Origin of the sequence: Roseixanthobacter pseudopolyaromaticivorans (genome assembly GCF_043195145.2) — a bacterium.
GTDB lineage: Bacteria > Pseudomonadota > Alphaproteobacteria > Rhizobiales > Xanthobacteraceae > NCEH01.
The window spans coordinates 4,618,079-4,639,267 of record NZ_CM195539.1 but is presented as its reverse complement, the minus strand read 5'-3'; the positions used below and the strand labels follow the sequence as shown (position 1 = coordinate 4,639,267).

Here is a 21,189-nt window from a genome sequence, read left to right as displayed (position 1 = left end):
CTTCTCGGGCCGACCACACCGCGATTTCGGGCGAACGTTCGCCCGACATTTCGGCGCACGCGGAATCCGTCCAGCAAACGTACCCTCGCCCACCGCGCCGCACGCACGGCCTGCGGCCGGCGCCTGTTTCCCGCTGCCTATTTCGCCAGCGCGCGGGACAGCTCCCCGCGGGTCTTCTCGGCCCGCAGGCGGGCGCGCCAGACGCCGGCCTCCACCATGCCGGCGATGACATCCGCCATCACCTGCGCCACCGCCTCGCTGCCGCGCACGTTCATGGTGCGCTGGGAGACCACCACCGAGAGCCGCCAGGAGGGGGTGGGATCGACGATCCGCACCGCCACCATCTCGCCGCGCGCCATCTCCTCGGTGAGCGCGAAATGCGGCATGATCGCGAACGCGGTGGACTGGCGCACCAGCTTGGCGATGGCCGGCAGGCTGTCGCAATCCATGGCGGCGGGCACGACATCGTGGCGAGCGGCGAACTGCTCCACCACTGTGCGCAGCACGTTGGGGCGGCCCGGCAGCACGATCGGCAATTCGAACATGCGCTTGAAGGAAACCTCGCCTTCCGCCGCGAGCGGATGGCCGGGCGGGACGAACAACATCAGGTCCTCGACCATCATCTCGGTCCAGGCCACATGCTCGAACGCCTTGTGGTCGTACAGCAGCGCCACATCCAGCCGGCCGAGCTGGAGGAATTCGTCCAGATAGCCGGTCATCGCCTCCACCACGTGCAAGGTGATGTTGGGCTGGTGCACGGCCAGGGCGTTGATGAGGGGAATGGACAGGCCCCGGCAGGCGGAGGTGGGCAGGCCCACGGAGACGCGGCCGGACGGGTTCGCCGATTGCGAGCGCACCACGTCCTTCACCCGGTCCACCTCCTGAAGGATGCGGCGGGCATGATCGTAGAGTTGCTGGCCGATTTCCGTAGGGGTCACGCCGCGCGCATGGCGCACCAGCAGGTCGACGCCCAGTTCATCCTCCAGATTTTTCATCTGCTGGCTTAGGGAGGGCTGGGCGACCCGCAGGATTTCCGCGGCACGCGAGAAATTTCCGCTTTCCGCAATCTGGACGAAGTATTTGAGCTGGCGAAGATCCATGTACCACCTTTGCAAGCCCAGAATTCTCACGAGCGAATTCGATTTGTCAAACGACTTCCCAAGCGCCAAGCTGCTTAAACTATGGGCATCAATTTAGAAAAAGATTATTTTTATCATTGGCTTATATGTTTTAAATGAGCATCGCTTCTGCCTATAAAATGCGTTCATAGGCCCTGCCTATATCGGCGATTGGAAAATCATCTTTGTCGGTGGGCGGCACTTGTCGGTAGCTTTATTGTGCAGATGGGAACAGGGGCGAAATGCCCACACATCCTGTAGACAGCAGGAGAATAAATACATGCCTTCACACAGCTTTTTACGTGGCCAGCTGCTGGCCGCGACGGTGATGCTCGGCCTGTCGTCCACGCTGGCGATGGCGCAGCAGCAGCCCTGCATCGGCAATTCCGCCGCCACCACCGGCCCCGCCGCGTTCGGCGGTGCCGCAATCAAGATGGGCGCCGAAATCGCCATCGACGAGATCAACGCCAAGGGCGGCGTGCTCGGCAAGAAGCTCAGCTTCGTGCAATATGACGATGCTGGCGCGCCGCCGCGCGGCGTGGACAACACCCGCCGCATCGCGCTCGCCGACAAGTGCGTCGCCATCCTCGGCGGCTATCATTCCACCGTCGCGGTCGCCCAGGCTGAGCCGGTGAACGAGATCGGCATTCCCTATGTGGGCGTGCTCGCCGCCAACACGAAGGCGATCGAGAACGGCGCCAATCCCAATTACATGTTCCGCGTCTCGGCGAAGGACAAATGGGTGGCGCGCTTCCTCGTCGAGCAGGCGCTGAAGGCCTCCAAGACCGGCAAGATCGCGTTCTTCTACGAGAACACCGGCTGGGGCAACGGCGCCCTGCCGGACGTGAAGGACGCCATGGCCAAGGCCGGCAAGGAGCTGGTGGCCGCCGAAACCTTCAACTGGAACGACCAGGACATGAGCCCGCAGGTGATCCGCGCCCGCGACGCCGGCGCGGACGTGGTGCTGTTCTGGGCGCTCGACCGCGAGGGCAACCAGATCCTGCGTTCCATGGACAAGGTCGGCTACAAGCCCACCGTCATTGGCGCCTGGGGCATCGCCGGCAATCTCGGCGAGCTGGCCGGCCCGCTGGCCGACGGCGTGGAAGTCATCCAGACCTACACCTTCATGGGCGACATGGACCCCAAGAAGAAGGCGCTGTGGGACAAGCTGCAGGCCAAGTACGGCCTGAAGCAGCCCTCCGACGTGAAGATGCCGTCGGGCGTCGCCAATGCCTATGACGCGGTCTACATCATCGCCGCCGCCATCGAGAAGGCCGGCGCCTTCGACTGGAAGAAGGTGCACGACGCCCTCTACACGGTGAACATGGACGGTCTGGTGGCCGAGTATAAGCCCGCCTTCGACGCCAAGGACCCGGAGCGCCAGGACGCGATCCTGCCGAAATACTACAAGCTGACGGTGTGGGTGGACGGCAAGCTGCTGCCCATCGAGCAGACCAAGTACGGCAAGACCAACTGAGGTCCTGCGGGTCCCTTGGTCGTTCTCCTGCGGAGGACTTGGTCCTCCCCGGCCTTCCCCTCCCTAGCCCTCCCCCGCAAGCGGGAGAGGGGACGTGGTGTGCAAGGCCTCAGGAGGTTTCGGAGGGATGCCGAAGCCAGGCGCGCCCTGCTCCCTCTCCCGCTTGCGGGGGAGGGGTGGGGAGGGGGCTCGCGCGGCACGTCCGGGACATCAGCAACAGCGGCCACCACAGGGCAGCGCAATGACCACCTTCATTCAATACACCCTCTCCGGCCTCGCCATCGGCGGCATCTATGCGCTCGTCGCGCTCGGCTTCCACATCATGTGGACCGCCGCCAAGGCGGTGAATTTCGCCCATGGCGACACGCTGATGATTGGGGCGGTGCTGGCCGTGCTCGGGGTCGATGCGGGCCTGCCGCTGTGGCTCGCCTGCGGGCTCGGGGTGGTTGCGGGCGCGGTGTTCGGCGTGCTGCTGGAACGCTTCGCGGTGCGCCCGTTCACCGGCGGCACCACCTCGATCGGCTGGATGCTGACGACCATCGCGGTCGGCATCATGATCGAGAGCCTCGCCACCATGCAGTTCGGCGGCTTCTCCCGGCCCCTGCCCTCGCCGGGGGTGGAAAAGGCCGTGCACATTCTCGGCGCCGGCGTCTATCCGCAGGAATTGCTGATCCCCCTGGTCGCGATCCTCGCCATGGTCGGCCTCAAATTCATGCAGAAGCACACGCTGGTCGGCCGCGCCATGCAGGCCGTGGCCCATGACAAGCGCGCCGCCGCCCTCATGGGCATCGACGTGAACCGCATCGTCGCCCTCTCCTTCGGACTCGCGGCGCTGTTCGGCGCGGCCGCCGGCATCCTGGTGGCGCCGGTGATCCAGGTCTCCGCCACCATGGGCACGCTGCTGGGGCTGAAGGGATTTGCGGTCGCCATCATCGGCGGCATCACCTCCGCGCCCGGCGTGGTGATCGCCGGCCTGCTGTTCGGCGTGATGGAGAAGTTCGTCGAGGGCTACATCTCCACCGCCGCCCGCGAAATCATCGGCTTTTCCTCCATGATCCTGGTTCTTCTCGTGTTTCCGCAGGGCCTGTTCGGCAAGCGGGAGGTGCTCAAGGTATGAGACACCTCACCGCGCTCGGCTTCCTCGTCTTCGCCGCGATCCTCGTCGCGGTGCCGCTCACCGCCGGCAACGAATACGAATTGCGCCTGTTCATGCTGTTCCTGATCTACGGCGTCATCGCCGTGGGGCTGAACGTGCTGGTGGGCCTCACCGGCCTCGTCTCCCTCGGCCAGGCGGGCCTGTTCGCGCTCGGCTCCTATACCGGCGCGATCCTCGCGGTGCGGCTCGGCTTCGACATGCTGAGCGCCAGCATCGCCGCCGCGATCGTCTCCGGGGTGTTCGGCGTGCTCTTGGCCTATCCCACGGTGCGGGTGCGCGGCGTCTATCTCGCCGTCGTCACCATCGCCTTCGGCATCATCGTGGAGAATGTCGCCATCGAATGGCAGTCGCTCACCGGCGGCACCACGGGCCTCTCCTCCATCCCGCGCCCCAACATCTTCGGCTATCGCATCTCCGGCTTCGCCTTCTACGGCGTGCTCGCGGTGACGCTGTTCCTGGCGACGCTCGCCACCCATAATCTCAAGCTCTCCCGCTACGGCCGGGCCATGCTCGCCGTCTCCCAGAGCGAGACGGCGGCACGGGCGCTCGGCGTCAACGCCACCGCCATGCGCACGCTCGCCTTCGTGGTGGCGTCGGTCACGGCGGGGATCGCGGGCAGCTTCTACGCCTTCCTCAATTCCTACATCTCGCCCGACATCTTCACTTTCTCCGACAGCGTGCGCTTTCTGCTGATGGTGATCCTGGGCGGGGCGGCCTCCACCTTCGGACCGGTAATCGGCGCCTATATCCTCACCTATCTCCCGGAATTCCTGCAGCAATTCCAGCTCTGGCAGAAGTTCGCCTATGGCGCGCTGCTGCTGGTGGTAATGTTCGCCTTGCCACGCGGGATCGTCGGCACGGCGTGGATGCTGGTCACCCGCCTCAACCCGCAGAAGCGCGAGGCCGATCCCGCGGAAGGCATTCCCGCCGAACAGAGCCTGCGCCACGACGTGCGCGCGGGCGAGGCGGAGCTGGTGGCGCGCGACCTCACGGTGCGCTTCGGCGGCCTGACCGCCCTCTCCAAAGCCTCGCTGCGGGTGAAGCCGGGCGAGGTGCATGCCCTCATCGGCCCCAACGGCGCCGGCAAGTCCACCTTCGTCAACACCATCTCCGGCTTCTACAAGCCCACGGAGGGCGAGTTCGAGCTGGACGGCATTCAGCTCACCGGCAAGCGCTCCCACGAGATCGCCCGCATCGGCCTTGCCCGCACGTTCCAGAACACCGAACTGTTCGGCGAGCTGACGGTGCTGGAAAACGTCATGGTCGGCTATCAGCAGCGCCTGACCTACGGCATTGCCGACGCGCTGCTGCGCACCCCGCGCCTGCGGCGCGAGGAAAGGGAGAGCCGGCGCGCCGCCATCGGCCTGCTCACCTTCGTCGGGCTCGATGCCTATGCCAACGAACAGGCCCGCTTCCTGCCCTTCGGCCTGCAGCGCCGCCTGGAGATCGCCCGCGCGCTGGCGGCGAAACCCCGCCTGCTGCTGCTGGACGAGCCGGCCGCCGGCCTCACCACCCAGGAGATCGACGAGCTGGAAGCCATGATCCGGCGCATCGCCGCGCTCGGCATCTCGGTGCTGCTCATTGAGCATCATGTGGAGCTGATCATGGCGGTCGCCGACACCGTCACCGTGCTCGACTACGGCCAGGTGATCGCCAGCGACACGCCCGCGATCGTGCAGGAGGACCCGCGCGTGATCGAGGCCTATTTCGGCGCCTCCCTCGACACCGGAACGGCGGAGGAAGTGGCATGAGCGAGAGCGACATCCTGCTCGACATCCGCAGCCTGGAACTGCGCTACGGCGCGGCGGTGGCGGTGCGCGACATCTCGCTGAGCGTGAAGCGCGGGCAATTGGTGGCCGTTATCGGCAATAACGGCGCCGGCAAATCCTCCATGGTGCGCGGCGCCACCGGCCTGGTGCGCCCCTCGGGCGGCCAGGTGCTGTTCAAGGGTGAGGACACCACCCGCCTCTCCTCCAACAAGAAGGTGGCGCGCGGGCTGGTGATGGTGCCGGAAGGGCGCCTGCTGTTTCCCGACCAGAGCGTGGAGGACAATCTCATCCTCGGCGCCTATGCCCATGGCGGGCTGAAATCCGAGCGCTCCAAGGCGACGCTCGAGAAGGTGCTCACTCTGTTCCCGCGCCTCAAGGAACGGCTGCCCCAGCAGGCCGGCTCCATGTCCGGCGGCGAGCAGCAGATGCTGGCCATCGCGCGCGGGCTGATGGCCGAGCCCGAGCTGCTCATCATCGACGAGCTTTCGCTCGGCCTCGCGCCCAAGATCGTGGACCAGCTGATGCGGGTCCTCGCCGACCTCAACGCGGCCGGCCTTACCATTCTGCTTGTCGAACAGCTTGCCTCCTACGCGCTCGCCATCGCCGACCACGCCTATGTGATCGCCAACGGGCGGGTGGCGCGCCACGGACCGAGCGCGGAGCTCGCGCGCGACCCGGAGGTGATGGAGGCCTTCCTCGGCAAGAAGAAGAAGGCGGCGGCCTGAACGCGTCCGACGCCCTGCGATTTCACCCGAAAACCAAGCCCGTCAAGGAGCGACCATGTCCAAAGTCATCGACCTCTCCCTCCTCATCGAGGACAATATGCCGGCCCACAAGCTGTTCCAGCGGCCGGTCCTCACCACGCACATGAGCCATGAGGGCTCCAAGGGCCTCAATCTGGGCGTGCCCGGCGACGCCATGACCTTCCAGACCAATTTCATCGCCATGCTCGACCATGTGGGCACCCATGTGGACGCCTATCGCCACGTGAACCCGAACGGCGCGCCGGTGGACGAGATGCCGCTGGAGATGTTCATGGGCAAGGCGGTGTGCTTCGACCTGCGCCACATTCCCGACCTCGGCGAAATCACCGTCGCCGACATGGAAGAGGCGGAGAAGAAGGCCGGCGTGAAGGTGGACGGACACATCGTTCTGCTGTGCACCGGCTTCCACAAGCGCAATTATCCGAGCCTGGATTCGGTCTGGAAAAACCCGCTGCTCACCGCCGAGGCCACGAAGTGGCTCTATGATCGCGGCTCCAAGATGCACGGCGTGGAAGGTCCTTCCACCGACAAGCCCACCGACAACATCTTCGCCCAGCACCGCCTGTGCCGCGACCTCGGGGTGAGCCATTGGGAATGGCTGGTGAACCTGGAAGAGCTGGTGGGCAAGGGCGAGTTCCAGTTCTTCGGCGCGCCGCTGAAGTTCAAGGGCGGCTCCGGCTCGCCGGTGCGCGCGTTCGCCATCCTGAACTGAACGTTTGCGCCTCACGCCCTGACGAGGCGCAAAAGGGCGCCGGGTGGCAGACTGCCACGCCACCCGGCGCCTTTCCCGATGATTTGGCGACGCGCTCCCTCCCCCGCAAGCGGGAGAGGGACTCCTTGTTGGCCTCCGGAGACTGCCCATGTCCGCCGAATTCGACACCATGAGCGCCCTGGACCTGCGCCGCCGCATCGGCGCGCGCGAAATCTCTCCGGTCGATCTCACGCGGCGCGCGCTCGAAAAGGCGCAGGCCACCCAGGGCACGCTCAACGCCTTCTTCCTGCTGATGGAGGACGAAGCCATGGCCGCCGCCCGTGTCGCCGAGGATGCGGTGATGAAGGGCGCGCCGCTGGGCGTGCTGCACGGCCTGCCGTTCTCGGCCAAGGACCTGATGGCGGTGAAGGGCCAGCGCTATGCCTCGGGCTCGCGCACCATGGCGCAGAACGTGGCCCAGGTGGACGCCCCCGCTGTGGAGCGCGCCAAGGCGGCGGGCGGCATTCTCATCGGCAAGACCACCACCAGCGAATTCGGCTGCAAGCCGGTGGGCGACAGCCCGCTGACGGGCATCACGCGCCACCCCTGGAACCTCGACAAGACGCCGGGCGGCTCCAGCGCGGGGGCGGCGTCCTCGGTGGCGGCCGGCATCACGCCGTTCGCCCTCGGCACGGACGGCGGCGGCTCGGTGCGCATTCCCTGCGCCTTCACCGGGCTTGCCGGCATCAAGGGACATTTCGGCCGGGTGCCGGTGTGGCCCACCTCCGCGACGCCCACGCTCGCCCATGTGGGACCCATCGCCCGTTCCATGGAAGACGCGGCGCTGCTGTTCTCGGCCATCGCCGGGCCCGACCGGCGCGATCCGTTCGGCGTCGCAGGCCCGGTGCCGGACGTGATGGGCGCGACAAAGGCTTCGGTGGCCGGCATGCGCGTTGCCTACAGCCCGACGCTTGGCTATGCCCGCCCCGCGCCGGAAGTGGTCGCGATCACCGATCGCGCGGCCAAGACCTTCGAAGCGCTCGGCTGCGAGGTGGACCTGGTCGAAAGCGTCTTCGACACCGACCCGGCGGACCTCTGGACGGCGGAATTCTACGCGGGCGTCGGCATCCGCCTGCGTGCCTTCATGGAGAACCAGCGCGATTTGCTAGACCCGGCGGTGGCCGAGGTGCTCGCCCCCGCGCTCGCCCAGGAGATGCGCAGCTATTATGCCAGCGTGTTCGAGCGCTATGCTTTGCGCGAAAAGCTGCGCACCTTCTTCGAGCGCTACGACATCCTGATCTCGCCGGTTTTGCCCGTGACCTCGCTCGACGCCGGCAAGAACATCCCCGACAGCCTGCCGGACCGCAACCTCGTGTCCTGGGTGTTCTACACCTATCCCTTCAACCTCACCGGCCAGCCCGCAGGGGCGGTGTGCGCGGGGATCGCCGACGACGGCATGCCGGTGGGCCTGCAGATCGTCGCCCGCGCCTATTGCGAAGAGGACGTGGTGCGCGCCGCCTGCGCCTATGCCCGCACCCAGCCGGCCGGCTACAACGTGCGGCCGTTCAACGCCTGACGTCCGTGCGCCGGCGGGGCCAGGCGGCGGGCGAACGCACCCGTCGCCTTGGCTTGCTTCGGGTGCGCGGGCACAGCGGGTGCAGCGAAAGCTTTGGCATGGACGATCATGCGGCTTTTGCTTTGCGATATACTTACCCAGCGTCATATATGCAGTGCACACCGGGCGTTTGACACTGTCATCTGCCGTCCATAACCTTCCTGTATAATAATGTAATTAAGAATTACATATAAATGCAGGGATGAACGCCATGGACAAGACCCGCCGATCTTTCATCACCTCGATGGCGGCTGCGGCCGCCACCACTCCGCTCATCCTCTCCGCCAATGCGCAGACAGCGGCCAGCCCGCAAGCCCCGGCCGCCAAGCCCGCGTCCGCCTCGGACGCCGACAGCGCCTTGAAGCTGCTGAGCTTCAAGCTTCAGAACGGATCGCCGGCGCGCATCGGCGTCGCCCTGGCGGACGGGACCGTGGTCGACCTGGTGGCGGAAGCGGCGCGGACGGGAAAGACATTATCCTTTAATCCGAGCGACATGGTCTCGCTGATCGCCGCCGGCGATGCGGGTCTCGTCGAGGTGCGCGAGCTGGTGCGCGGCGCCGCCGCCGGCCGGCCGAAGCTCACGGAAATCGTCTATCTCGCGCCCATCCCGGACCCGCGCCGCAACATCTACGCGGTGGGCTGGAATTATCTGGAGCATTTCGCCGAAGGCCAGGCCGTGCGCATGACCGACGTGAAATATCCCGAGCATCCGGTGTTCTTCACCAAGGGCACCCATTGCATCAACGGCCCCTACGATTCCATCCCGTTCGACCCCAAGGTTTCGACCATGATCGACTGGGAGGGCGAGCTGGCGGTGATCATCGGCAAGCACGGCCGCAATATTCCCGAGGCCGAGGCCATGGATTACGTGTTCGGCTATTCGGTGATCAACGACACCACCGCCCGCGATGTGCAGAACGCGCGCCACGGCGGGCAATGGTTCAAGGGCAAGAGTCTCGACGGGCACGGCCCCATGGGCCCATGGATCGTCACCAAGGGCGCGTTCGATCAGAACGACCTGCACCTCGTCACGCGGGTCAACGGCGTGGTGAAGCAGGACGCCAATACGGGCCAGATGTATTTCAAGGTGCCCCGCATCATCGCCGAACTCTCCCTCGGCCTCACCCTGGAGCCCGGCGACATCATCGCCAGCGGCACGCCTCCGGGCGTCGGATTTGCGCGCAAGCCCCAGGAATTCATGAAGCCGGGCGATGTCATGGAGACCGAGATTTCCGGCATCGGCATCATCCGCAACGAGATCAAGGCGGTCAGCTGACGCGAGCACGAAAACGCCCCTCGCCTCAAAGGGAGGGGCGCCACCGCGAAGGCTGTCAGAGGCCGGGCGCTGCCCCGGCCTCATCCTCCCAGCGCACGGAAATCTCGATCAGATTGGCATCGGGATCGCGGATGTAGACCGAGCGCAGCGGCATGGTCGCGCCGATGCGGCGCACGGGGCCGGCGGCGATGGGCACCTGGCACGCCGCGAGATGGGCGATCACCTCATCCAGCGGCACCGCCGAAAGCAGGCACAGATCCACCGAGCCGGGTGTCGGCTGGGCGGCGACGGCGACGATATCCTGCTTCGACCGGCCGTCCTGCAGGTTGAATTTCTGCGCGCCGAACGCGAGCGCGATACGGTTCTCGCCGAACACCTCTTTGCGCATGCCGAGAACGCGCGTGTAGAAATCCACGGTGGCTTCGATGTCCGTCACGGTCAGCACGATATGATCGATGGATGCGATCTGCACGCCTTGTCTCCGGCAAGTCAGTTACGGCCCCGGAAGGTAGAGCAAGCCGGTCCCCGCCGCCAGCGCGGCGCCTCAGCGGCGGCGGCTCGGCGCGCGGCCGCTGATGGAGCGCACGAGGCCGGTCTTCACGCTCGCCACATGCTCGCGCATCAGCATTTCCGCGCGATAGGCATCGCGCAGCAGAATGGCGTCATAGATGCGGTGATGATCCTCGTGCCGACGGCGCACTTCGAGATATTCGAACGACACCACGTTGCGGTGGGAGGATTGCGGCACGCTCTGGCACATGCGGATCATGTCGCCCAGCATGCGGCAGCGCGAGGCGGCGTGGATGGTGTCGTGGAAGGCGAAATTGACCGCGCCATAGCCGATGCGGTCGGATTCTTCCAATTCCTCCTTGGCGAGAATGGCGTCGCCATCGGCGAGCGCACCCTCAATCACCGCCCGCTCCGCATCGCTCAGGCCGCGCTCGGCGGCAAGCCGGGCCGCGAGCGATTCCAGCATGGTGCGGATCTCATAGGCATCGACGATCTCGGAGGTGAGGAAGCGGCGCACCGAATAGCCGCGGTTCGGCGCATATTCCAGCAGTCCCTCGCTGGCCAAGGATTGCAGCGCCGAGCGCACCGGCGTGCGCGACACGCCGAGCCGCTCGCTGAGGCGCACCTCGTGCAGCCGTGCGCCCGGCTCGAAATCCCCCGAGAGAATCGAGGCGCGAATCCGGTCGGCCACTGAGAGCGAACGGGTGGGCGCGCGTTCCGTATCCCCGCCGTCGGCAGAAAGGTCCGGGGCGGAATCGCTGAGCGCGTCGGAAACGGTCGCTGACATGCCGGGTGGTCGCTCCTTTTGATCAGCCATAGCCGCCATACCCGAACCCGTCCAGGGATACAATCCAGCCCCACCGCGAAGCCGGCCTCGGGAGCGGAACCTGTCCCAGCTAGGACCCGGAATTAAACGACTTCAAGCCTATAATGGCGGCAGAACCGGGTGAATTTTTGAGCAGAAATTGTATACATTAATTATTGACGGTGCGAAGATTGTACGCAATTTTTGCGTCTCCAGATCGCGCCAGGAAGGACTTCCGGCTCCATGTCCGCCCCCTTTGCCACCGCAGGATCGCCCGCGCCCCACGGGCGCGCATCGCGCGCGCTGCCGGGACGGGACGGCGTCTGTCTGCGCTTCGGTGGGGACGGCGCATGAGGGTCCGCGTCAGCCTCCCGCGCACCAAGGCGACGATCCTCGCGGGCCGGCCGATCCTGGCGGCGAACCCCGGCGGGGTCTCGTTGCCGGCCGTCGAGGCGCTCGCGGCCTGTGGCGCCGACTGCCTGTTCATCGATTGCGAGCGCACGGCAATTTCGGTGGAAAGCGTGCCCATGCTCGCCCGCGCCGCCCAGGCATGCGGCATGAGCGCGGTGGTGCGCTCGCCCTCCAAGGATCCCGCGATCCTCACCCGCTATTTCGATTGCGGCATCGATGGCCTCGTCCTGCCCCAGGTCGAAAGCGTCGAAGCCTGCGCGATGCTCCATGAGACGGCGCGCGCCGCCACCCGCGGGCGGGAAGGCGATCTCATGCTGATCGTCCAGATCGAGAGCGCCAAAGGCCACGCGAATCTCGACGCCATCGCCGCCGCCCCCGGCATCGACCTGATCCTGGTGGGGCCCAACGACCTCGCCCATTCCATGGGATTCCTCGGCGATACCAACCATCCCGATCTGATCGCGGCGGTGGACGACATCACCTTGCGCCTCGCCGCCGCCGGCCGCGCCTTCGGCTTGCCCGTCACCGGGCACACCACCGCGCACTGGGTCGGGCGCGGTGCCACGTTCCTCTATGCGACGCTGGAAACCCTGCTGCGCCCCGGCGTGGTCGCCATCCGGCAGGCGGCAGTCGCATGAGACACCTGCCTTTTCCCGCATCGCTGAATTTCGCGGAGAGTTTCGATGACCATGCTGCCACGTGAGCGCGCGCCCTATTCCGCCATTGTCGACCGCCCGCCGCTCAAGCTCCCCGGCACGGCCCGCGTGGTGCTGTGGACCATCGTGAATTTCGAAGTGTGGGACATCGCCCGCCCCATGGCGCGCCAAATTCTGCCCGCGCCCACCGGCCAGGTCCTGCTGCCCGACGTGCCGAACTGGAGCTGGCACGAATACGGCATGCGCGTCGGCGCCTGGCGCTTCTTCAAGCTGTACGAGAAGCTCGGCATCCGCCCCACGCTCTCCATCAATGCGCGCGTCACCGAGGATTATGAGCGCGTGGCCGCCCAGGCGCGCGATGCCGGCTGGGAATTCATGGGCCACGCCTATGACCAGGGGCCGATCCACAAGCAGGAAGACCAGCGCGGCATGATCTTCCGCTCCATGGACATCCTGGAGAAATTCACCGGTACGCGCCCCAAGGGCTGGCTGGGACCGGGCCTGACGCAGACCCTGGAAACCCCGGAAAACCTCGCCGAGGCCGGCGTGAAATATATCGGCGACTGGGTGTGGGACGACGAGCCCTGCGACATCACCACCGCCAAGGGCCCGCTGGTGACGCTGCCCTATACGGTGGAGCACAACGACATTCCCATGATGGCGGTGGCCCATCATGAATCGCCTTATTGGGTGCAGCGCTTCAAGGACAGCCTCGACCGCCTGCATGCCGAGGGCGAGGAGCGCGCCAAGGTGCTTGCGGTGGCGATCCACCCCTACATCTCCGGCCAGCCGCACCGCATCAAGTATCTGGAACAGATCTACGAATATGCCGCCAGCCTGGGCGACGTGCTGTTCTGGAACGGCGCGGAAATTCTGGATTGGTATCAGGGCACGAAGGCAAAGGCGTGAGCGCATCCATGAGCACCGCTTTCGCCGTTCCCGTCCCCGAGATCGTCGCGCTGCCCGTGGTCGGCAGCGCGGCGCGCTTCCCGGTGCGCCGCATCTATTGCGTCGGCCGCAATTATCTCGCCCATATCCGCGAGATGAAGGAAGCGGAAGACGAGCGCGACCCGCCGTTCTTCTTCCAGAAGCCGCGCGACAGCATCGTGGCGGACGGCGCCACCATTCCCTATCCGGCGGATACCAGCGATTTCCAATATGAGATCGAGCTGGTGGTCGCCATCGGCGCCACCGCGCGCACCATCTCCGTCGAACGCGCGCAGGACGCCATCTTCGGCTACGGCATCGGCATCGACCTCACCCGCCGCGACCGCCAGCGCGACTGCCGCGACAAGCGCCTGCCGTGGGAAGCGGGAAAAGCGTTCGATCTCTCCGCGCCGTGCGGTCCGCTTTATCCCGCCGGCACCGGCGGCGACCCTGCGCGCGGCGCCATCACGCTCAGCGTCAACGGCATCGAGCACCAGCGTGGCGATCTCGCGCAGATGATCTGGAACGTCCCGGAAATCGTCGCAAACCTCTCGCGCTCGTATAGTCTGGAGCCGGGCGACATCATCATGACCGGCACCCCGGCCGGGGTCGGTGAGATCCGCCCCGGCGATCGCATCGTCGGCGCCATCGCGGGGTTCGGCACGCTAACGCTGACCATCGGCGAACCGGAGGCCTGAGACATGCTGCCCACCGAACGCATCGCCTTTTCGCCGATCTCCCGCCGGCCCAAGCTGACGCTGCCGGGCGGCGCCCGCATGGCGGTGTGGGTGATCGTCAATATCGAGGAATGGAACCCGCGCGAGACCATGCCGCGCACCGTCCTCACCCCGCCGGCGGGCGGCTCCCCCACCCCGGACATTCCGAACTGGGCCTGGCACGAATACGGCAACCGCGTCGGCTTCTGGCGCATGCTGGAAGTCTTCGACGAGTTCGCTCTGCCGGCCGTGCTGGCCATCAACGGCTCGGCCATCTCCAGCTACGCGCCGATCGCGGAAGCGGCGCTGGAGCGCGAATGGGAATTCATGGGCCACGGCTTCTCGCAGAAGAACATGCAGAAGGTGCCCGACGAACGCGAGGACATCGCCAAGACCACCCAGGCGATTGAAGCCTTCACCGGCCGGCGCCCGCGCGGCTGGCTCGGGCCGGGCCTGACCGAGACCTGGGAAACCCCCGACATTCTGGTCGAGCAGGGCTATGATTATGTCTGCGACTGGGTGCTGGACGACCAGCCGGTGGTGCTGAAGACCCGCACCTCCCCCATCGTCAATATTCCCTACACCCAGGAATGCAACGACGTGGCGATGATGCTGATCCAGCATCATAAGGCGAGCGAATATTACGACCGCGCCATCGACCAGTTCGAGCAGATCCACCACGACAGCCGCGACAGCGCGCGCATCATGGCCCTGGTGGTCCATCCCTACATCATGGGCGCGCCGCATCGGCTCACGCATTTCCGCAAGATCTTCGAGACCATGAAGACGCGCGACGACGTCGCGTTCATGACCGGCGAACAGATCTACGATTGGTATCTCGGCCAGCGGCCCGACGCCCTCACCGAGGCGGCTGCGGGATGACCGGCCTCAACGCCTTCCAGCTCCTCAACGGGCTCACGTTCGCGGCCCTGCTGTTCATCGTGGCCTCGGGCTTCACGCTGATCTTCGGCCTGCTGCGGATCGTGAACCTCGCCCATGGCGCGCTGTATCTGCTGGGCGGCTACGCGGGCTATGCGGCGGCGAGCGCCACCGGCAACTTCTTCCTCGGCATCCTCGCCGCCATGGCCGCGGTGGCGGTGACCGGGCTGGTGCTCGACCAGGGGCTGCTGCGCTTTGTGCGCGGATACGAGCTGCGCCAGGTGCTGCTGACGCTGGGCGTCGCCTTCATCCTGAACGACATGACCCTGGTGATCTTCGGCGGCGATACCTACACCGTGCCGGCGCCGGAATTCCTGCGCGGCGCGGTGCGCTTCGCCGGGCTGTTCTATCCCAAGTATCGCCTGTTCGTGCTGGTGCTGGGCATCCTCATCTTCGTCGCGCTCTGGCTGCTGCTTAACAAGACCCGGCTCGGCGCCCTGATCCGCGCCGGCGTGGACGATCCCGAAACCATCGAGGCGATGGGCATCAACATCCGCCGCATCTTCCTTTTGACCTTCATGCTGGGCGCGGCGCTGGCCGGGCTCGGCGGGGCGGTGGGCGGCGCTTTTCTCACCCTCTATCCGAGCGCGGATGCGGAGATCCTGGTGTTCTCGCTGGCGGTGGTGATCATCGGTGGGCGCGGCAGCCTCGTCGGCGCGGCGGTGGGCGCGCTGATTGTCGGCCTGCTGAATACGGTGGGACAGGTCATGTTCCCGGAATTCGCGTATTTCGTCATCTTCGGCCCCATGGCGGCGATCCTCGCCTTCCGCCCGCTCGGCCTGTTCGGAAAGGCGGCGTGATGGCGTCCCCGGTTCCCAACCCCGCTCCGCTCCCCGCTCGGGACACCGGCATGTCCCGCCTCGCCATGGGCGCCATTGCCGTGGGCGCCTTGGTGTTCGCGGTACTGCCGCTGCTTCTGCCCACCTACCAGGTCAGCATCCTCACCGAGGTGCTGATCTTCGCAGTGCTGGCCATGGCGGTGGATATCCTCGCCGGCTACACCGGCCGCACGCCGCTGTGCCATGGCGCCATCTTCGGCGTCTCCACTTATGTGGTGGTCTATTGGACCGCCCATATGGGCGGCTCGCCCTATGTCGGCGCGATGGTGGGCATCCTCGCGGCGACCGGTGTCGCGGCGATCTTCGCCTTGCTGGCGATCCGCACGTCCGGGGTCTATTTCCTGCTGCTCACCCTCGCGCTCGGCATGATCGTATGGGGCGTGTGCCTGCGCTGGACCAGCGTCACCGGCGGGGAGAACGGCCTGCGCGGCGCGGTGCGGCCCGCCGCCCTCACGGATGGCTTTGCCTTTTATTATGCGGTGTTCGTGGCGGTTGCCCTGGTCGCGTTCGTGATGTGGCGGTTCGTGCGCTCGCCGTTCGGGCTGACGCTGCGCGGCATCCGCGACAGCGAGAGCCGCATGCGCTCGCTCGGCTACAATGTGCCGGCGCACCTGTTTCTCGCCTTCACCGTCTCCGGCTTCTTCGCGGGCATCGCCGGCGCGCTCTACGCCATGTTCAACGATTTCGTCAGCCCCTCCACGGTCGGCCTCTCCCAATCGGTGGAGGGCCTGCTGATGGCCATCACCGGCGGGGTGGGGACGCTGTTCGGCGCGTTCATCGGGTCGTTCGCGATCATCGGGCTGGAGAACCTCGTCAGCCTCTACACCGAGCGCTGGCAGAGCGTGCTCGGGGCGATGTTCGTCCTCATCATGATCTTCGCCCCCGAAGGCATTCTCGGGCGCATTCGCAGTTTCGTGGCGCAACGCCGCCGCTGAAGACGACAACAAACAATTCCAGACAGGAGCGGGACAGATGGATCGCAGGACGTTTCTGAAATCAAGCGCCGCGCTGGCCGCCGTCGGCACCGTGGCGATGCCCTATGTGGCCCGCGCCCAGGCGAGCGGGCCGATCAAGATCGGCGTCATGGCGCCGCTCACCGGAGTGGTCGCCGCCGGCGGCCGCGAGATGGTGGACGGCTTCAACATGTATTGGGAAGAGCGGGGCTTCCAGTCCGGCGGCCGCAAGGTGGAGATCGTCGTGGAAGACGACGCCTCCAACCCCGACACCGCGCTTCAGAAGGCCCGCCGCCTGGTGGAACAGGCGAATGTGGACATGCTGTTCGGCAATCTGCTGGCCAACACCGGCCTTGCGGTCGCCAATTACGTGAAGGGCAACGGCACGCCCTATTTCATCCCGATCATCGCCGCCGACGATCTCACCCAGCGCAACCGCATCAAGAACGTGATCCGGGTCGCCGGCTATACCGCGAGCCAGTTCCCGCGCCCGCTCGCCGACTGGTGCCTCAAGCAGGGCTATCGCAAGGTCGCGACCATCAGCCAGGACTACACGTTCGGCCACGAGCAGTGCGGCGGCTTCTGCCAGACCTTCACCGAGGGCGGCGGCAAGGTGCTGGGCCAGTTCTGGCATCCGCTCAACACCTCGGACTTCAGCCCCTATCTCGGCCAATTGGCCAATCTCGGCGCCGACGTGATCTTCTGCATGGAGACCGGCGCCGACGCCGCGCGCCTGATGCAGCAATATGCCAGCTTCGGCCTCAAGGGGCAGATCCCGCTGGTGGGCGCCATGAACGTCACCGACCAGTCGGTGATCCGCACCATGGGCGACGAGGTCGAGGGCGTGGTCGTCGCCGCGCATTTCGCCGAAGGCTCGGACAATCCGCGCACCAAGGAATTCGTGGCGGCGTACGGCAAGAAATTCTCCAAGCTGCCCTCGCTCTACGGCTTCTCCATGTATTCCGGCGCCATGTGGATCGACGAGGCGCTGAAGCCGCTCAACGGCGCCACGGCGGACCGCGAGGCGTTCCTCGCTTCGGTGATGAAGACCGACCTCGTCAACTCGCCGCTCGGCACCACCGTGAAGCTCGATGCCTTCGGCAATCCGATCTACGACGTCTCCATCCGCAAGGTGGTCAAGAACGCCGAGGGCAAATATTGGAACGTGCCGATTGCTTCTTATCCGCAGGTGTCGCAATTCTGGAAGTACGATCCGGAAACCTACATGAAGCAGCCGCCCTATTCGCGCGAGTTCCAGGGCATCAAGAAGAGCTGAGACGCCGCAGCGGAGCCACCCTCCCCCTTTGGAGGCTCCGCGTCGGCTGGCGAGAGGGGTGGGCTCAGCCCTGACGCCGACCCCTCTCGCTTCCCCTTTCGCCGGCAGGCTGACCGGCTAGAACCGAGGCGCCCCGCGTCGTGACCGATTTTCTGCAACTCGATTCCGTCACGGTCCAGTTCGGCGCATTGCGTGCCGTGGATGGCGTGTCGATCCGCGTCCGCGAAGGCGAGCGGCGGGCCATCATCGGGCCCAATGGCGCCGGCAAGACCACGCTGTTCAACGCCATAACCGGCGTCGTCGGCGCGACCTCCGGTCAGGTGATCTTCGCGGGCAAGGACGTGACGCGCGCCCCGGTGCACGAGCGCGCCCGGCGCGGCATGAGCCGCACCTTCCAGATCACCAATCTGTTTCCCAATCTCACGGTGGCAGAAAACATGCGCCTTGCCGTGCGGGGCCTCTCGCCGCGCAAGTTTTCCTTCTTCGGCCAGGATGCGCTGGATGCGGAGGAAACCCGCCGGGCGGGGGCGGCGCTGGAGATTTCCCGCCTGCACACGCGGCGCGACGCGGCGGTGAAGGAACTCTCCTATGGCGAACAACGCCAGCTGGAAATGGCCATGGCCCTGGTGGCTCAACCCAAGCTGCTGCTGCTGGACGAGCCCGCCGCCGGCCTCTCGCCGGCCGAGCGCGTCATCGTTTCCGACATCATTCGCGCCCTGCCGCGCGACCTGACCCTGGTGCTGATCGAGCACGACATGGACCTGATCCTCTCGCTGGTGGACTACGTCACCTGTCTCAACAACGGCAAGCTGCTGGTGGAGGCGCCGCCGTCGGAAATCCGTGGCAATAGCGACGTCCAGGACGTCTATCTCGGCAAGGCGCGCCACAATGCTTGAGGTTGAGGACATCCATTCCTATTACGGCGACGCCCATGTGCTGCATGGCGCCAGCCTGAATGTGGGCAAGAGCGAAGTGGTCGCCCTGCTCGGACGCAACGGCATGGGCAAGACCACGCTCATCCGCTCCATCATGGGCCTCTCGCCCCCCAATGTGCGGCAGGGCGCGGTGCGCTGGAAGGGCGAAAGCCTGCTTGGCGTCGCCCCGCATCGCATCGCCCGCGCCGGCATTGCCCTGGTGCCCCAGGGCCGGCGGCTGTTTCCCTCGCTCACCGTGACCGAGCACCTCACCGTGCTCAAGCCCGCCAGCGCCACCCATGGCTGGACGGTGGCCAAGGCGTTCGAATTCTTCCCCCGCCTCGCCGAGCGGCGCTCTCATCGCGGCAACCAGCTCTCCGGCGGCGAGCGGCAGATGCTCGCGGTGGCACGCGCGCTGATGATCGACCCCGAGCTGATCTTGATGGACGAGCCGTCCGAGGGCCTCGCGCCGGTGATGGTGCAGCATCTGGAAGGCATCATGATGGAGTTGAAGCGCGCCGGGCTCTCCATCCTGCTGGTGGAGCAGAACCTCTACAGCGCCCTGGCCGTGGCGGACCGGGTCTACATTCTGGAAACCGGACGCATGGTACACGAGGCGCCCGCCGCCGAGATCGCCGGCCAACCCGAAACCCTCACCCGCTTCCTCGGCGTGCACTGAAAGGCCTCACCATGACCGAAGATGATTGGACGAGCCGCATGCGCGCGCTCAACGGCGTAACCCTTGATGCCGCCCAGGCGGCGGCTGCGCGCGACGTGGCGCTGGGGATCAACACGACGATCGAAGCCGGCGCGCGCGAGCGGATCACGCTCGCCGATGCCCCGTGGAGCTTCGCGACCCTGTGCGCCAGCTTCACCGCGCCCGATACCGACACAAAGGCCAAGCCATGAGCGCCATGCACGAATGGGGCGTCGTCGCGACCGCCGACGCCATCGCGAAAGGTGAGGTTTCCGCCGAGCAGGTGGCCACCCATGCCCTCGACCGGCTGGAACGCATGGGCCCGCGCTTCAACGCCATCATGCTGATCACCCGCGACAGCGCGCTGGAAGCGGCGCGCGCGGTGGATCAGGCGCGATCGCGGGGCGAGACGCTCGGCCCGCTCGCCGGCGTGCCGCTCGCCCATAAGGATCTCTATTACCGCGCGGGGCGCGTGTGCACCGGCGGGTCGCTGATCCGCAAGGATTTCATGCCGGACGTCACGTCCACCGCCCTGGAACGGCTGGATGCGGCCGGCGCGCTGGATCTCGGCACGCTGCACCTCGCCGAGCTCGCGCTTTCGCCCACCGGCTTCAACGCCCAGTACGGCCACGGGCTGAACCCCTGGAACACCGCTTATGGTGCGGGCGGCTCGTCCTCCGGCTCCGGCGCAGCGGTGGCGGCGCGGCTGGTGCCGGCGGCGCTCGGCTCGGATACCGCAGGCTCCATCCGCCATCCCGCGGGCATGTGCGGCATCACCGGCATCAAGCCCACCCACGGCCTAGTGCCCCTGTATGGCGCCATGCCGCTCGCGCCCTCGCTGGACACGCTCGGGCCGCTCGCCACCAGCGCGCGGGACGCGGCGCGCCTCCTCTCCGTGATCGGCGGGCCGGATGCCCGCGACGCCTCCAGCGTGAACGCGCCGGTATGCGACTATGAAGCCGCGCTCACGGGCGATCTTGCTGGCCGCACCATTGCGGTGCCGCGGGCCTATTATCGCGAGGCGGCAACGCCGGAGATCAACGCCCTTCTGGACGAAAGCCTGCGCGTGATGAAGGACGCCGGCGCCCGCGTGATCGAGACCGCGGTGCCGGACATGGCCCTGGTCAATGCCCTCATCATGCTGGTGATGGCGGTGGAGGGCGCGACCCTGCATCGCAAGGCGCTAGTGGAGCGGCCGCAGGACATCGGCGCCCAGGTGCGCGCGCGCCTGATGCCCGGCCTCTCCTACCCCGCCACGCGCTATGCCGAGGCGCTGATGATGCGCGCGACCATCGCCCGCGAGTGGCTCGCCGCCGCCATGGGCGAGGCGGACATGGTGCATATCCCGACCTTCGCCATTCCGGTGCCGACGATCGCGGAGACCACCCAGGCCGATTTCGCGACCGTGCTCGGCAAGCTCACCCATTGCACGCGCGGCATCAATTATCTGGGCCTGCCGGCGGTGGCGGTGCCGTGCGGCTTCACGCAGAACGGCCTGCCCGCCTCGTTCCAGCTGGTGGGCCGCCCCTATGCCGAGGGCGTGCTGCTGCGCGCCGCCGACGCCTATCAGCGCCTGACGGATTTTCATAAGCGCCTGCCGCCGGATTGCGGCGCGCTCTGAGCCGACACGAGAGCATTTTCGAGCGAAGTGGACACCGGTTCGCGTGAAGAAAATGCACA

The 21,189-nt window shown here is 66.5% G+C and carries 21 protein-coding genes; 18 read left to right on the top strand and 3 right to left on the bottom strand.

The genetic code is table 11. From position 1 onward, the window contains the following. Positions 1–137: 137 nt before the first annotated feature. Positions 138–1,100: a LysR family transcriptional regulator gene (locus tag V5F68_RS21600; protein ID WP_348845673.1), complete on the bottom strand. Its 963-nt coding sequence runs from the start codon at positions 1,098–1,100 to the stop codon at positions 138–140. A gap of 346 nt (positions 1,101–1,446) precedes the next feature. On the opposite strand from V5F68_RS21600, the gene V5F68_RS21595 reads away from it, so the two are divergent. The 7 genes from V5F68_RS21595 (at position 1,447) to V5F68_RS21565 (ending at position 9,866) form a co-directional block, all read left to right on the top strand. Then, positions 1,447–2,595, top strand: coding sequence for an ABC transporter substrate-binding protein (locus V5F68_RS21595; protein ID WP_394015532.1), 1,149 nt, complete (start codon positions 1,447–1,449; stop codon positions 2,593–2,595). A gap of 241 nt (positions 2,596–2,836) precedes the next feature. Then, positions 2,837–3,712 (top strand): branched-chain amino acid ABC transporter permease, encoded by an 876-nt coding sequence (locus V5F68_RS21590; protein ID WP_348845674.1) that lies wholly within the window; start codon positions 2,837–2,839, stop codon positions 3,710–3,712. Beyond that, a complete protein-coding gene (locus V5F68_RS21585; RefSeq protein ID WP_394015348.1) occupies positions 3,709–5,502 on the top strand; it encodes a branched-chain amino acid ABC transporter ATP-binding protein/permease in 1,794 nt (597 codons plus the stop codon). Before V5F68_RS21590 ends, V5F68_RS21585 begins: the two co-directional genes overlap by 4 nt. Further along, a complete protein-coding gene (locus tag V5F68_RS21580) occupies positions 5,499–6,245 on the top strand; it encodes an ABC transporter ATP-binding protein (RefSeq protein WP_394015349.1) in 747 nt (248 codons plus the stop codon). The genes V5F68_RS21585 and V5F68_RS21580 overlap by 4 nt, the downstream gene beginning before the upstream one ends. A gap of 55 nt (positions 6,246–6,300) precedes the next feature. After that, complete coding sequence (locus V5F68_RS21575) at positions 6,301–6,996, top strand: cyclase family protein (protein WP_394015350.1); 696 nt, start codon at positions 6,301–6,303, stop codon at positions 6,994–6,996. Between the two features lie 148 nt (positions 6,997–7,144). Beyond that, positions 7,145–8,551 (top strand): amidase family protein, encoded by a 1,407-nt coding sequence (locus V5F68_RS21570; RefSeq protein ID WP_394015351.1) that lies wholly within the window; start codon positions 7,145–7,147, stop codon positions 8,549–8,551. Between the two features lie 250 nt (positions 8,552–8,801). After that, positions 8,802–9,866, top strand: coding sequence for a fumarylacetoacetate hydrolase family protein (locus V5F68_RS21565; protein ID WP_394015352.1), 1,065 nt, complete (start codon positions 8,802–8,804; stop codon positions 9,864–9,866). A 55-nt stretch (positions 9,867–9,921) separates the two neighbouring features. Here V5F68_RS21565 and V5F68_RS21560 read toward each other — a convergent pair whose 3' ends face one another. Continuing rightward, a complete protein-coding gene (locus V5F68_RS21560) occupies positions 9,922–10,338 on the bottom strand; it encodes a VOC family protein (RefSeq protein WP_394015353.1) in 417 nt (138 codons plus the stop codon). Positions 10,339–10,410: 72 nt separating this feature from the next. After that, positions 10,411–11,163 (bottom strand): GntR family transcriptional regulator, encoded by a 753-nt coding sequence (locus tag V5F68_RS21555; protein ID WP_394015354.1) that lies wholly within the window; start codon positions 11,161–11,163, stop codon positions 10,411–10,413. Positions 11,164–11,531: 368 nt separating this feature from the next. Here V5F68_RS21555 and V5F68_RS21550 point away from each other — a divergent pair, with 368 nt between their 5' ends. The 11 genes from V5F68_RS21550 (at position 11,532) to V5F68_RS21500 (ending at position 21,130) form a co-directional block, all read left to right on the top strand. Continuing rightward, positions 11,532–12,230 carry an HpcH/HpaI aldolase family protein gene (locus tag V5F68_RS21550; RefSeq protein WP_394015355.1) on the top strand — a complete coding sequence of 233 codons (699 nt, stop codon included), beginning with the start codon at positions 11,532–11,534 and terminating at the stop codon, positions 12,228–12,230. A 45-nt stretch (positions 12,231–12,275) separates the two neighbouring features. After that, positions 12,276–13,157 carry a polysaccharide deacetylase family protein gene (locus tag V5F68_RS21545; protein WP_394015356.1) on the top strand — a complete coding sequence of 294 codons (882 nt, stop codon included), beginning with the start codon at positions 12,276–12,278 and terminating at the stop codon, positions 13,155–13,157. A gap of 8 nt (positions 13,158–13,165) precedes the next feature. Then, entirely contained in the window at positions 13,166–13,873 is a 708-nt protein-coding gene (locus V5F68_RS21540; RefSeq protein WP_394015357.1) for a fumarylacetoacetate hydrolase family protein, read from the top strand. Positions 13,874–13,876: 3 nt separating this feature from the next. Next, complete coding sequence (locus tag V5F68_RS21535) at positions 13,877–14,773, top strand: polysaccharide deacetylase family protein (protein WP_394015358.1); 897 nt, start codon at positions 13,877–13,879, stop codon at positions 14,771–14,773. Further along, positions 14,770–15,630 carry a branched-chain amino acid ABC transporter permease gene (locus V5F68_RS21530; RefSeq protein WP_394015359.1) on the top strand — a complete coding sequence of 287 codons (861 nt, stop codon included), beginning with the start codon at positions 14,770–14,772 and terminating at the stop codon, positions 15,628–15,630. Before V5F68_RS21535 ends, V5F68_RS21530 begins: the two co-directional genes overlap by 4 nt. A 50-nt stretch (positions 15,631–15,680) precedes the next feature. Next, positions 15,681–16,604 (top strand): branched-chain amino acid ABC transporter permease, encoded by a 924-nt coding sequence (locus tag V5F68_RS21525; protein ID WP_394015360.1) that lies wholly within the window; start codon positions 15,681–15,683, stop codon positions 16,602–16,604. 37 nt (positions 16,605–16,641) lie between these two features. Beyond that, positions 16,642–17,898: an ABC transporter substrate-binding protein gene (locus V5F68_RS21520; protein ID WP_394015361.1), complete on the top strand. Its 1,257-nt coding sequence runs from the start codon at positions 16,642–16,644 to the stop codon at positions 17,896–17,898. A 140-nt stretch (positions 17,899–18,038) separates the two neighbouring features. Further along, positions 18,039–18,794 (top strand): ABC transporter ATP-binding protein, encoded by a 756-nt coding sequence (locus V5F68_RS21515; protein WP_394015362.1) that lies wholly within the window; start codon positions 18,039–18,041, stop codon positions 18,792–18,794. Further along, the gene (locus tag V5F68_RS21510; RefSeq protein ID WP_394015363.1) at positions 18,787–19,491 is read left to right on the top strand and encodes an ABC transporter ATP-binding protein; all 705 of its coding nucleotides are present in this window, start codon (positions 18,787–18,789) and stop codon (positions 19,489–19,491) included. The genes V5F68_RS21515 and V5F68_RS21510 overlap by 8 nt, the downstream gene beginning before the upstream one ends. 11 nt (positions 19,492–19,502) lie before the next feature. Continuing rightward, positions 19,503–19,721: a hypothetical protein gene (locus V5F68_RS21505; protein WP_394015364.1), complete on the top strand. Its 219-nt coding sequence runs from the start codon at positions 19,503–19,505 to the stop codon at positions 19,719–19,721. Further along, positions 19,718–21,130 (top strand): amidase, encoded by a 1,413-nt coding sequence (locus V5F68_RS21500; protein WP_394015365.1) that lies wholly within the window; start codon positions 19,718–19,720, stop codon positions 21,128–21,130. The genes V5F68_RS21505 and V5F68_RS21500 overlap by 4 nt, the downstream gene beginning before the upstream one ends. Positions 21,131–21,189: the final 59 nt, after the last annotated feature.